General features: G+C 41.9%; 11 protein-coding genes and 2 pseudogenes. 6 read left to right on the top strand and 7 right to left on the bottom strand.

The window, feature by feature from the left end; genetic code table 11:
• Window positions 1–271: 271 nt before the first annotated feature.
• Window positions 272–1,645: an agmatine deiminase family protein gene (locus tag sps_RS19440; protein ID WP_077754013.1), complete on the top strand. Its 1,374-nt coding sequence runs from the start codon at window positions 272–274 to the stop codon at window positions 1,643–1,645.
• Window positions 1,646–2,321: 676 nt separating this feature from the next.
• Here sps_RS19440 and sps_RS19430 read toward each other — a convergent pair.
• Both sps_RS19430 and sps_RS28250 read right to left on the bottom strand, forming a co-directional pair.
• A complete protein-coding gene (locus tag sps_RS19430) occupies window positions 2,322–2,480 on the bottom strand; it encodes a DUF3012 domain-containing protein (protein ID WP_077754011.1) in 159 nt (52 codons plus the stop codon).
• Between the two features lie 127 nt (window positions 2,481–2,607).
• Window positions 2,608–3,042, bottom strand: a pseudogene (locus sps_RS28250) (transposase); the annotation flags it as partial.
• Between the two features lie 77 nt (window positions 3,043–3,119).
• Here sps_RS28250 and tnpA point away from each other — a divergent pair.
• Window positions 3,120–3,437 carry an IS66 family insertion sequence element accessory protein TnpA gene (tnpA, locus tag sps_RS19425; RefSeq protein ID WP_077754010.1) on the top strand — a complete coding sequence of 106 codons (318 nt, stop codon included), beginning with the start codon at window positions 3,120–3,122 and terminating at the stop codon, window positions 3,435–3,437.
• A 129-nt stretch (window positions 3,438–3,566) separates the two neighbouring features.
• Here the strand turns inward: tnpA and sps_RS19420 are convergent, their stop codons facing one another.
• Both sps_RS19420 and sps_RS19410 read right to left on the bottom strand, forming a co-directional pair.
• Window positions 3,567–4,100 (bottom strand): hypothetical protein, encoded by a 534-nt coding sequence (locus sps_RS19420; protein WP_077754009.1) that lies wholly within the window; start codon window positions 4,098–4,100, stop codon window positions 3,567–3,569.
• Window positions 4,101–4,344: 244 nt separating this feature from the next.
• Window positions 4,345–4,887 (bottom strand): hypothetical protein, encoded by a 543-nt coding sequence (locus sps_RS19410; protein ID WP_077754007.1) that lies wholly within the window; start codon window positions 4,885–4,887, stop codon window positions 4,345–4,347.
• A 128-nt stretch (window positions 4,888–5,015) separates the two neighbouring features.
• Between sps_RS19410 and sps_RS28945 the strand changes: the two are divergent.
• Window positions 5,016–5,605: pseudogene (locus tag sps_RS28945) on the top strand (IS66 family transposase); the annotation flags it as partial.
• 92 nt (window positions 5,606–5,697) lie between these two features.
• On the opposite strand, the gene sps_RS19395 reads toward sps_RS28945, so the two are convergent.
• Both sps_RS19395 and sps_RS19390 read right to left on the bottom strand, forming a co-directional pair.
• Window positions 5,698–8,406, bottom strand: a complete 2,709-nt coding sequence (locus tag sps_RS19395; protein WP_169915843.1) for an ATP-binding protein — start codon at window positions 8,404–8,406, stop codon at window positions 5,698–5,700.
• A gap of 296 nt (window positions 8,407–8,702) precedes the next feature.
• The gene (locus tag sps_RS19390; RefSeq protein ID WP_077754004.1) at window positions 8,703–9,107 is read right to left on the bottom strand and encodes a response regulator; all 405 of its coding nucleotides are present in this window, start codon (window positions 9,105–9,107) and stop codon (window positions 8,703–8,705) included.
• Window positions 9,108–9,633: 526 nt separating this feature from the next.
• Between sps_RS19390 and sps_RS19385 the strand changes: the two genes are divergently transcribed.
• The 3 genes from sps_RS19385 to sps_RS19375 all read left to right on the top strand — a co-directional run bounded on the left by sps_RS19385 (window position 9,634) and on the right by sps_RS19375 (window position 11,490).
• A complete protein-coding gene (locus sps_RS19385; RefSeq protein ID WP_169915841.1) occupies window positions 9,634–10,398 on the top strand; it encodes a winged helix-turn-helix domain-containing protein in 765 nt (254 codons plus the stop codon).
• Window positions 10,383–10,922 carry a hypothetical protein gene (locus sps_RS19380; protein ID WP_077754002.1) on the top strand — a complete coding sequence of 180 codons (540 nt, stop codon included), beginning with the start codon at window positions 10,383–10,385 and terminating at the stop codon, window positions 10,920–10,922. The genes sps_RS19385 and sps_RS19380 overlap by 16 nt, the downstream gene beginning before the upstream one ends.
• Before the next feature lie 109 nt (window positions 10,923–11,031).
• Complete coding sequence (locus sps_RS19375; protein ID WP_077754001.1) at window positions 11,032–11,490, top strand: YaiI/YqxD family protein; 459 nt, start codon at window positions 11,032–11,034, stop codon at window positions 11,488–11,490.
• Window positions 11,491–11,615: 125 nt separating this feature from the next.
• Here the strand turns inward: sps_RS19375 and sps_RS19370 are convergent, their stop codons facing one another.
• Window positions 11,616–12,857, bottom strand: a complete 1,242-nt coding sequence (locus sps_RS19370; protein WP_077754000.1) for a dicarboxylate/amino acid:cation symporter — start codon at window positions 12,855–12,857, stop codon at window positions 11,616–11,618.
• Between the last annotated feature and the right edge of the window lie 199 nt (window positions 12,858–13,056).

The raw sequence follows: 13,056 nt of genomic DNA, 5'->3' as shown, positions 1-13,056 counted from the left end.
GTCTCTTTGTTGATGTACCTCTAATAAACAAGTTCTGCGTGATGTGAGCAATACCCCCGAGGGGTTATTGTCATGAACCCAGTAAACCATTAAATATTGAGTGGTATGTTTTAGAAGTGTTTTGTTTGAGGAGAGGGAGTCGTATAAGCGGCGATAACGATTTGAAAACTTAGTGATACAAATATCCATATTTGAATTGATCTAATGTAATTAGAAGTCATAGAAATACATTTACTAATAATAACGATTAAAATTAAATTTAGGACTATATATGTTTAAACAATCCAGACGTGACCTATTAAAATCTGCCGCGGTTATTACCGGTGGTACCACCCTATTTGCCTCTGGCTTATCTTCCTTGGTTATATCCGGGAGTGCTCAAGCCGCTAAGTCATTATCCGATACAGAAAAATCACCTAACAGTGACGGGTTTATCATTCCCGGTGAGTTTGAAAAGCAGAAGGCTGTCTGGCTTGGTTGGCCTACATTTCAATGGTATACCGATCCCAAACTCGACACTAAATTTGCCATTGCGAATATCATTCAAGCTTTGGTACAGGAGAGCGTTACGGTTCAACTCATGTGTACAAATTTAGCAGGTGAATTAGCCATTAAGGCTTGGTTCAAAGACCAGGATTATGAGATTGATTCGAGCCGCTTCCTCAATTATGTTTATGTCGATCAGGTGGATATCTGGCAGCGTGATTTTGGCCCGGTTTTCTTGAAGAATCGTAAAACTGGAAAGACAGCCATATCTGGTTTTACTCAGAATCAATGGGGTTATTCGACGACGGAGGATGCAACGTCCGTCGCGATGACCAAACTCCCCTTCGAAGTATCGAAACTGGAAGAATTCTCGGCTAATGAATATTATCAGACGTCTCTGGTGAGTGAGGGGGGAGACAGAATACCCAACGGCAAGGGGACGCTTATCGTCTGTAGAGACGTGGAATTTGATCGCAACCCCAACTTATCTGAGGATGAAATTACGGCTAAATTAGAGAGTGCGTTAGGTGTGACTAATGTGATTTGGCTCAATTCCGGGGTTTATGAAGACCCGTTAGCTTTCTGGGGGCCGTTACCCTATGCGGTATCTGCAACTGAAACCCTCTTCTTGTATGGCCCGCAAACCGTGGGAGGTCATACGGACGAATGTGCGAGATTTGCTAACGAAACTGATATCATTCTGACCATGCCAACAGCCGAAGAAGCGGCTAGTGACCCTATTCATGGAGTCAACTATGCACGACTTCAACATGCACATCGTACCTTGTCTGCTGCGAAAGATCAGGACGGCAATCCATTTAATATTATTGAGCTTCCCGTACCCGATCTCGAGTATATAGAAGTACAGCCGGATCAAGATATGTATAAGTACCTAGAGTCATATACTTATCCCACACATGCAGTGGCATTCCCAAAGGGTAAGCCAATTCAAGTCGTGAAAGCGGCAAGCTACGCGAATTATTTGGTCACCAATAATACGATCATAGCGCCAAGCTATAACAGCCCAAAGAAAGACGCTGAGGCCAAGAGAGTACTCAGTCAAGCTTATCCGAAGCATAAAGTCGTTCAGATAGATGCTGATGCATTAAATTACGCGGGAGGGGGGATACACTGTGTCACCCAGCATCAACCAGCCTAGGCCTTTAGTATATAGGAACAGATGAAAATGAATGACTCATCAACTAGTTTGGTGAGTCATTCTCCTGAATTGATTAAGTTCTCTGTTCTATTTTTAAAATACAGGGGGTTTTCAACTTATGATTTTTTTCATTAAAAATATAATTATGTTCAAACCAATATATGTGCATGCGCAAATTGCTACTCTCTGCTATGTTGTTAGAACTGAAGAATTTTCGGTAGCATCTGGAACTGTACATATAGCCTGAATGATACAGTTTAATCATTCTGTCGTTTAGTCTGATCTCACGATAATCTATGCTATCGCTGGCTATGTCAGTGAAACGATACTCTCCGTGGTGAAATAGACCATTAATGACTTCAATGTTTCTTAGGTCCGCTAGCATGCTATTAAACTCTAGTGCTGAAATTCGACTTGTGATCAAGGTTGACGCGGCTATGGCTGTTAAACTCAGTATCTTCCAGGGAAATTTTTTTGTGTTTCGATAGTTAAAAATCGAACAGATAATAAACAAGCTAGTTAAAATAACTAAGAGGCGTTCATACTGAAGCCAGTCGCTCGATTCGAAGATAGTCGTGATCAATTTTACTTCCTAGGGATATTATCAATAATCAGGTAAGGGTGATCAGAGCTGAACCTAAGCCGAATATATACGACTTAGGTTGTTTGCTGACTCTTAGAAAATGCAGTTGCTAGCGAACTCTTTGCCTTCTTTTATAGTCCAATCAGCTTTAGGCTTCTCTTTTATGCTTGCGCACCATTCTTTACTGCCAATTTCAGGGGCACAGCCAGATAGGAGAGATAAGGCTAAGATAATACCGATTGTTTTTTTCATGATGATTCCAGTTTTAAGGTGATTTACTTTGACGGAATTTATCATTTAAAAATCAGCTCTTGGTATCATCAGTGTTTTAGCATTTTTCGCAGTGCTAGTCGTCCTTCCTTGATAAGGTGCTGGGGGCTCATAATTGAGGTATCCCAGCACAGTGAACTTTTTAATATCTTCAAATACTTCCCAGTGTAGGTGTTGATTTTTGAACTTGTGGTTTTTCCGCTTTTTAACTTCCTTCCCAGCCTTACGACCGATAGTACAGGCCTATGCCGGATAGTATTCGTTTGGAAATGACGTTGCCAGCCTAGGTGTTTAGCGATGATACCGATGGGCCAAAGTACAATTTCAGCCAGCATAGCGATAAGTAATAGAACATCTAATCTTCTAGGGCATCGACTCTTGCAATGCTTAATCCCCATGCCATATTGAGGACTTTTAAGTTCCGAAATGTCTTTTATATCTGCATGCGCTTGGCATATAACTGAGTAACTTTAGAGGCGGTAAATGTTTCAGGTGGCAAGTTGGTTGCGAGTAATCAAGGCTCTTTACTGCCAGTACGGTAAGCGTGTGATGAACACCGCCTAACCCTCGGTCGGGTTAGCGGGTAGAGTCTTTGTTACCGATACTTTCCGAGTAACTGAGATGGCCTCGCGTAAACATAAGACACTAGAAAAATGGCTGAAGCTCATAGAGCTTCACAAACAAAGCAAATTAACGATTGTTGATTTTTGTTCCCAGCATCACCTTGTGGTTAAAACCTTTAGCCGCAAGAGAAGCGACTTGATGAAGGCTAAGGAAGCATTCCATTCAACCTTTGTAATACTCACGCCCAAAGCAGAGGCATTAGCGATAGAGCCACCACCAGAAGTGGCGGTGATTAATCTGGCCGTGGGCGTGATGTCATTGACGCTTCCGGTCAATACAGACCCACGCTGGTTAGGTCAGTATGAGCCTAAATAAAATGAATTCACATCACAGATGGCTTACAGGGCTTGTTCTGACAGTTATTGAGGGTGATAAGTTGAAGCAGAAAAAGAAGGCGAGCTCGATTCATCGAGCCTCGCCTTGGGTTTGAATTTAAGTGTAGACTTAGAGGGCTTGGTCGGTAATTAGCATGGTTGCGGTGATTGCGTACTCTTCACTGTATTTAAACACACCATTTCCGGTCAAGGTGAGGTTGGTCGACGCGGTTGCCGCTGCTGTAGTTTTCACATCTAGAGCTAAAGGGGTGCCGTCAGCTGTCAGGTCTACGCCACCGACCAAGCCCCCAATGGTGCTACTGGTAGTGCCGTAGGCGTATCCGAAACTGGTCATAGTGTAGTAGTAATCAACATGGTCTTCGCTAGCGTCATCTGTAACCACGTCAAAAGACAAAAGGCTGGGTGAGGTGATATCGAACCACCCATAAGTTGGGTCCGAATAGTCTGCAGTTTTTGTTAAGGTGAACACGCCCGCGTCGAGTGCAGTGCCGCTACCTGTGGCTATGATTTTAATCCCTGCGCCTGCGTTTGCTTCGGGTACGGTGCCTGTCCAGGTGAAGTCTTGGTTGGCGTCTTCTGCCATGGCGTTTGCTGATAACATCGCTAGCGCGCTGATGGTTGCGATTTTAAATATGTTTTTCATTTTCAATCCTAAGTGATAAGTGGTGTTTTTGTTAATACGTCCTAAATCTAATGTTTATCATGCCGGTGTTAGACGCTTTGTGTGTTTCTTGGGGGTTTCCGTTTTCGAGGGGGTGGCTTTGGGTTTGTTGGATTGCGAGTGGTAAAGCAAGGGGTGTGGCGGTTTGCGGTGGGGGCACAATTAAAGACGGAGCCCGATTGGTCGAGCCCGCCTTGGGTTTGAATTTAAGTGTAGATTTAGACAGCTAGAGAGCTTGGTCGGTAATCAGCATGGTTGCGGTGATTGTGTACTCATCACCGTATTGAAACAAACCATTTCCGGTCAGGGTGAGGTCGGTCGACGCGGTTGCTGCTGTTGTAGTTTTCACGTCTTGCTGCAAAGATACGCCGTCAGCTGTCAGGTCTACCCCGTCGAAGGCCCCTTGAATCATCCCGTCAGAAGTGCCGGCGCTGTTGGTGTACAGGAAGCTGGTCATGGTGTAGTAGTAATCAACATGGTCTTCGCTGGCATCATCGGTAACCACGTCGAAAGAAAGCAGGCTGGGCGAGGTTATATCGAAAAACCCGTAAGCAGGGTTGTTAGAGTTGTCTGCAGTTTTTACCAGATCGAACACGCCCGCGTCGAGTGCGGTGCCGCTACCCGTGGCTTTGATTTTAATCCCTGTGCCTGCACTTGCTGCAGGTACGGTGCCTGTCCAGGTAAAGTCTTGGTTGGCGTCTTCTGCCATGGCGTTTGCTGATAGCATCACTAGCGCGCTGATGGTTGCGATTTTAAATATGTTTTTCATTTTTAATCCTAAGTTTTTGTATACGCATTCTAAATTCAAGTACATTTTACCAAGGTTGATGTGGGGAATGTTTCCTAAGGGTTTCCATCTCGAAAGGCCACGCGCATACGCCACCTGCACTGTGATGGTTTCAGGGCTGCGCCCAGAGCAAGGCGACCTTAGTCGGCTGCCGAGCACATGCCAGAAGAAAGTTCGTGGAAGCGCAGCGAGTCCAGGTCAAAGGTAAGGTCGGCAGCAGTGACTGAGGCATCAACCACATCAAGAAACTCTACCGCCTTGAGATAAAGCTTAAAGGTCAACCCGTAGCTGAAAAATACCAACAAAGACAAGAGGTCACCGTCCCTTTACTCAACACGCTCGAGGAGTGGCTGGATAAAGCGGTCATGCGTATCTCACCCAAGGCAAAACTGGGTGAAGCCATTAGCTATACATTAAACCAGTGGCCAAACTGATGCGTTATACCGAAGACGGGCAACTCTCTATCGATAACAATCGCGCAGAGCGTGCCGTTAAACCCTTTGTGATAAGGAGAAAGAATTGGATGTCCTCCAATACAGCCTCTGGCGCTCAGGCTAGCGCGGTGTTCTACAGTATTATCGAAACAGCCAAAGCTAACGAGCTCATGCCCTTTGATTATCTAATTTACTGCCTCGAGCAGTTGTCACTCAAGCCTGAAAGCCTAGATCACTTGATGCCTTGGAATATAAAACTAAGCTAGGTGTAGTTCGCCGGACGGATACGATTATCTTATTATCCACAATCAAGGTGTCCGGAGCGAGTAGACCAGATTACATATTCTTGAAAGAACATTTACAGTTTACCTTCTTTTAAATATCTGGCTATTTTCTGGTTGGTTTTATCTGATAATGTTGTAATTTCATTCATTTGCTGGTTATTTAAGCTCGAGGGTGCGTGTTCGTATTTTGAACAAATATCTGCGAGTGCAACCGCCCCTATATTTGATGCCACCCCTTTCAACTCATGCAGGTAATTCTTGATTTCGCTTGGGGTTGGATAGTTTGCCAAAGGAGCTAGAGTAGCGTAGTTCTCAATAAAATAGCCGAGTAGTTCGGCATACAGGTCATCATCATGATCGGTAATTTGTAATCCAACATTTACATCTAGAATAGGTTTATTCTGGATGTTCTTTATTTCCGGCTGTTCCGGATTCGGTTTTGCTAACTCAACATTTTCACCCACTATTTCTATATGCTTAACTAATGTGGCTATTAGTTTCTCAAAATCTAATGGTTTACCTATCACATCATTCATTCCGTAAGCGAACGCCTTTTGACGATCTTCGTACATGATATTTGCCGTGAGTGCTATGATTGGTAGATCTTGTAAATTGAGCTCGTTTCTTATTCTTTGAGTGGCATGGTAACCATCTAATATCGGCATTTGGCAATCCATTAATACCGCATCGAATGTCTTTTTTTCTAATAGATTTACGGCTTCAAGCCCGTTATTAACTATGGTGATTTCGATCCCTTTTTTCAAGAATAGTGCTTTTATCAATCTCTGGTTTGTTTCATTATCTTCTGCCAATAATATTTTTTTATCGATAAGCGAGGCTATATTCTTAGACATGATGCCAGGATCTGTATTGAGGGCGTCATCAGAGATCATGGATAAATTATCGGAACTAGGAGGTTTAAAATAAACGCGAACTTTAAACGTGGTGCCTACGCCTTTTTCACTTTCGATGCTAATGTTTCCTCCCATGGACTCGACCAGTTGTCGACTAATGACTAAGCCAAGTCCTGTGCCGCCAAAAGTACGTGATGTGGAGGAGTCAGCCTGAGTAAATGACTGGAACAGGTTTGCTGTTTCTTGCTTGCTCATGCCAATTCCCGTGTCCCGTACCTTGAACTGTAAGCCTATGTTTTCTGGTGAACTGGTTTTTTTGAGCATACTGACACTTAGGGTCACGCTACCTTTAGAAGTGAACTTGACTGCGTTACTGCCCAAGTTGAGTAAGATCTGATACAAGCGTAATGGATCACCTTTTAAAAGTTTGGGTACGTTTTCGTCAATATTGATCTGCAGGGCTAAGCTGGATTCTTGTGCTCTGTTGCGGATAACGACATCGAAATCTTTGATGACCTTTCTGATATCGAAATTGATTTCTTCCAATGTTAATTTATTGGCTTCTATTTTTGAAAAATCCAATATGTCATCGATAATCCCAAGTAATAATTTTGCCGATTGATTAGCATCATTGATATAAGATGTTGTCTCTGAGTTTAGGTTTGTCTGTAGGGCCAGATCTGTCATGCCTATGATGGCATTCATTGGAGTACGGATCTCATGACTCATATTAGCAAGGAAAAAAGATTTCGCTTCTTTAGCCTTCTCAGCATCTGTGATTGCCTGATTTAGGTCCTGTGTAAGATCGACTATTTCGTTATGTGAGCGGCGGACTAAGATTAAGAGTATGATTAATGAGATGAAAAATAGTGCCCATAGTCCCCACATATTGATTGTTATTTTATTTGCCTCTTTTATATCTTGCGACTCTTTATCCAACATAGATGTTAAATACTGATCTGCAATCAATGCCGCACTATGCATATCCTCTTTAATCTTAATTATTGTTTTTGCCTTGCTTATGGATGCCTTAAAATCAATTCTGTGCTGTTGCAACATGTCAATGATTGCTGACATCAATTGTTTTTCATCATCCTCCAATAAGAGAGTATTTAACGTTTTAGTTTGTTGTTCTGTGTTCGATAATTGATTGGTTACTTCTGGATAGGACGAAAATCTAGTGTCACTAAATGAAGAGAAAAAATCATCTTCATCTTGCCATAGCTGGTTTATGTCTTGAGTTAATAGATTAACATTTTTTAGTATTTTTACTCGGTTAATTATCGACGTTTGAATCCTCCAACTCTCAGCTTGAAATTTGTTAAGTTTTTCATGCTCTCTATTATCAAGTTTATTTGCTGCTGCGATAAAGCTTAGGCCTGCGTCCATATACTGCTTCTTTGTTTTTAAAGAATGTGGTGCTTGCAATGAAACTAGCATGTGCAGGTCAACAGCAGCCTGCTTAGCACTTTCGAATAGCACTTTTTCATCTGTATTTAAATGGTTAATTGATAGTGTTTGTTTGATGTGATTAGTTAGCTCTAGCAGTGCCTGTTGTTGAAATTTATCACTGTTATAATGACGTATAAGACTCATCACTTGCTGAGCCTTTACTCTGGTGTCTGTTGATATAATGACTAGTTTATACTTTCTATCAACGATACTTCTAAGTTCATTTATTTTTTTTACACCCGCTTCAATATGTTTCTCTTGATATTGCGTGAGTTTAATTAATTGAGATGTCAACTGGCTAGCTGAATGTGTTACCTTTGCTTTTCTTTGGTTGAATTGTTCCTGCTTTCCAACAAATAACTCAAAATTACTTTCGTATTTGTTTAATGCGTTAATAAATGGACTCTCTCCATTTTCAGGATCTAAAAAGTAAACTCCAAGGTCTTTTCGATCGATACTTTTAAGTATTTGGTCCATATTTTTCTGGATCTTGCTTGCTGATAAGATGCTGCCATCACGGCCGTAGACTAATTCAGTTAAACGCGCTTTATCTAAAGCCGTGGTCGCTCTATCGACAGTAATATAGTCATCGATATGATAGCTAAGATTCGCTAACACACTGCCTCCAATGATGCCCACCAAAAAAAGCGTTAAAATCAGGACGTTAAATCTAAATGATATTTTCCTGACTTTTATCCTACTGGTTAGTAATCGTTTTTGGCTACGCGAGTCCATATTAAAGTGTCCTTTATTAAAATGTCGTTATGTAGTGGTCAACCTTTTTTGGCCACAGAAGATAAAACAGCTTCCAGATCGGCTTTGAGAAAGGGCCGTTTCAAAAATTGTTCGACGGAGAATGCTCTACATTGGCTGATGACTTCTTCAGTGAGTGAGGAGGAAACAGCCACTATCGAAACTTGGTTCCAACGCGCTTGTTTCCGTATTCTAGCCATTGTCTCAAGGCCTGTCATAGGCTCCATTTGTATATCGAGTAAAATCAGGTGATAGTCATTTAGATTCATTTTCTCTAGACACTGGGCTCCTGAGTCTGCAATGTCGACATTGACGCCTAACTTAGTTAATAGTCTTTTACCCAATACTAGGTTGATGTTAACGTCATCGACCAGCAAAACATTGAAGCCATTCAGGCTCGGTGCATTTTTAATATTGTCCAACATAATTTTCCTCGTTTTAGCTTTTCTATACCTAAGTCGTCTCGATGTATTTACATCTATAGATGCAATCAGATGGAGCTAAATCCACTTAAATTACTTATAGTTTGCTTATCTGTTGTTTTCAGCATACTTGGGGAAAACTGATTTAGGTGTGAATCATTTAAAATCGATATAAATGTATTCATGTTATATTTATTGATAGGGTGAGGTGTTTTACTTGCAGTTAAATCAATGGCTTAATCGTTGGTGTCTATTTATCTTCGAGGTGTGTGCTGAACTTCAACATATGTTAAATTTTAATAATTATATAAAATCAACTCATCCGCTACGGAAAAGTGAGATCTTAGCCATTATACTTAAATTTTTACGCCATAATGTTTCGTAAGTGTAACGTTTGTCGTTGAGTATTAGTGTAGCCTTGATACACTTGTTCAATAGTGTGTACTAGGCCTTTAATTTGTCTAGTTCTCGGGAGTTTTAAGAAATTTGGTGTATTTATTAATTGATACCATGGAATGGAGCTAAATTTGTGAAAGAGAAAGCTGTTGCCGAGATTTATGGCGTCGGTGGTCGGTATGTGTTTAACGCCAAAACAGATCAGTTAACCGATACTTCAAATGACAAGGTTATCGAACTTGGACTCAATGAATCCAGGCTCCTGAGCCTTTTAATTTCTCATAGGGGGGATGTGATTTCCCGAGAGCAAATATTGGAGGAAGTCTGGCTCAAACGTGGTTTAGTTGTCGATGAAACCAGTGTCAATCAGACCGTGTCTTTGCTGAGAAAGGTGCTTGATGACAATGTCAAAGAACAGGCTTACATAAAAACCGTTACTAAAATGGGCTACATGCTGACGCCGGGCATAGTGATCACTGAGATTTCAGAGGATGCTAAGGCTGAATCCAGTGGACGTTTTTATCGCAAACCAGCAGTGATTAAGATGTTTGGTGCCATCTTTTTTGGTGTGCTGTTTGCACTCCTTTTGTCATCTTTTCTTACCGAGCATGCTCCAGAAATGAATGTTCAACCTTATACCGATATTACGCTAGATAACGTAGACTTGATCATGTATAAAGATGCCGATGTGAGCAAAGAGTTATCTCCGGTTATCGAAAAGTGTCTCCATTATGTATTAGACAAATATCCAAAAAAAATAAGCAAGGTTTTAGTTTCCGCCAGAGATAAAAGGTCAATATCATTGCTTTTTCTCGATCAAAACCTCACCAGCTTCTCCTTCAAGATTTATTTAAGTTCAACAAAAACCTTGGAGGATAATGAATGTCGTACTTTTTAACTAATCGTAAGTTTTTTTTAGTTTTTGCTTTAATCTTTATTTTGTCTTTCATCAGCCTGACTTCTGGACGAAGCTTTATTCACTCTAATCGCTTACTCGATGGAGTATGGAGTTTTCAAGATAAAATTTATCTGAACAATGACCAGTCAATGTTGAGTCAATTTGATACTGATGTGCTTGCTAATTTTGATGGCAAGTTAGTATTTCATGATGATGGCACATACTCTCTAAGCTATAATGTCAGTTTTTTACAAGGGGATGAAAAAATTGAAAATGAAATGAATTATAGCATAAGTGGCTCTGGCAGTTGGATCGTTGATGGTGACGAATTAAACTTTGTGTCTGATGACATGCTCGAGTTAAAGCCTGTTGAGAGTGGGACTAATAATGAATTTATTCTTGATCTTTCTGGAAATATAATTAAGAGGAATTTTTCAGAACATCAAGTTATATTTTGGTATGAAGATGGTGCTTTTGTATTAAATAGTTTGAGTCAAGATCAAATAATCTTTCACCGAGATTAGTTATTACAGAATACCTTGTTCTTTTCACATCCTGTTAGCTTGATTGTTTTTTAAGTTGAGTTGACTATTAAAATGTATTTAACTGGTTGATTAGAGTAATTGGAAGAATATGAAAATTTGGGTTGATGCCGATGCTTGTCCCGGTGTAATAAAAGAGACGCTGTTTAGAGCTGCAGATAGAGCTAAAGTTGAAGTGACGCTGGTGGCGAACCATTCGATGCGTGTGCCGCCGTCACGTTTTATTAAGATGGTGACCGTCTCTTCGGGTTTTGATGTGGCCGATGATGAAATCGTTAAGCGGCTCGATGCCGGCGACTTAGTGATCACCGCGGATATTCCCTTGGCATCTGAAGTGATCGATAAAGGCGGCGTGGCGCTAAATCCCCGTGGCGAGCTTTATACCGAGCAAAATATTAAGGCTATTCTGAATATGCGTGATTTTATGGATACCATGCGAGCCAGTGGCGTGCAAACAGGCGGCCCGGCAGTGCTTGGCCAGAGTGAGCGTCAGGCGTTCGCCAATCAGCTCGATAAGTTTATCACTAAGCATCATAAGCCCGCTCTTTAATTCTGCTTTGCTTAATTTATCTAGCTGTCCACCTTTCACTCTGGGATGGGATTAATAAAACAAAGGCGCCATTTGGTGTCTTTGTTTTATTCTTAGCTTATAGCTTATAGCTTATAGCTTATAGCTTAAGCCTTAACTGGATCGCCTAGCTTAGCTTCTTCTAGTTTTTCGCTGTGGTCGACCATAGTGACTACCGCTGAATCACCCACCACGTTAGTACTGGTACAGAACATGTCGATGATACGGTCAAGGGCTGCTACCAAAGCAATCGCTTCAACTGGTAGCCCCATTTGGTGAATGAGCACGCCTATCATGACGATACCGCCACCAGGAACTCCACCGGCGCCGATTGAAAGCAGGAACACACTGAAGGCCAGCACAGGGATTTGATCCATAGTGATGGGGGTGCCGAAGGCGTTACCGACGAAGAAGGCTGCAACTGTGATATAAATAGCCACACCACTCATGTTCATGGTTGCGCCCATAGGTACGCCGAAACCTGCTACACCGAGTTTTTCAGTAAGGGTACGCATGGTGACCGGAATAGTGGCATTTGAACTGGCTGTAGACAGTGCGAACAGGAATTGCTCACGAGTCTTACGGCGAAACTCTGATGCTGAGATATTGGTGGTCATGCCGATAATGACCGGGTATACCACAAGTGCCCAGAATGCCAGTAGACCGACGATGACCGCCATATAACTAAATACACTCAAGAAGGCATCAGGTTCGAAGGTCGCACCGAGTTTAACCATGAGGGCGAATACACCGATAGGTGCAATGCTCATCACAACGGTGATCATCTTTAGCATGATCTTGTTACCTAGCTGGAAAAAGGTCACCACAGGCTGTACTTCATTTCCCAAAGCTTTAACGATACCGCCTGTTAGCAACGCCATAAAGATGATCTGCAGCATGTTACCCGAAGTGAATGCCTGAATGGGATTGCTTGGGATTATGTTGACTATCATGTCGATAAAGCCCGGAAGCTCAGTCGATGTCAGGCTGGCATTTTGATCGCCTACTAGATTCATCCCCGCACCCGGTGCGATCCACATGGCTAAACCAATTGAGACGATAATCGCAACCGCCGTATTGACGAGATATAGTCCGAAGGTCTTGCTGCCCAGACGGCCGAAAGATTTGAGATCGCGAAGTTCGGCAATACCGGTAACGATACTGAAAAAAACCAACGGGACGACCAACATCATGATGAGCTGGACAAACATGCTGCCAGCACCTGATGCGATATCGATTAAGGTGGTGTTGGCAAAGCTATTGCCAGCAAAACCATACTGAATGATTGTACCTAATATCAGGCCGGCAAATAAGCCGACAAAGATACGGGATGATAGAGATTTGAACATAAGTCTGCACCTTCAATTTTAATTATGATTACTCCTTCCATAGAGGATTACTTCCGTTCTTATACCAATCGATATAAGAAAGTGGTCAGTTCAGAGTTATTTTTGGCTGCATAATTCAAGGCGAATGAGTGAGGGAATGGTGATCCCTTTTGAACTCATTCAACACAGAAGTAGGCCGCCAAAAACACTCCTGAAAGGC

The sequence above is a fragment of the Shewanella psychrophila genome, assembly GCF_002005305.1.
Taxonomy (GTDB): domain Bacteria; phylum Pseudomonadota; class Gammaproteobacteria; order Enterobacterales; family Shewanellaceae; genus Shewanella; species Shewanella psychrophila.
Note: the sequence above shows the minus strand (reverse complement) of the source record. Positions and strands in the feature narration are given on the sequence as shown.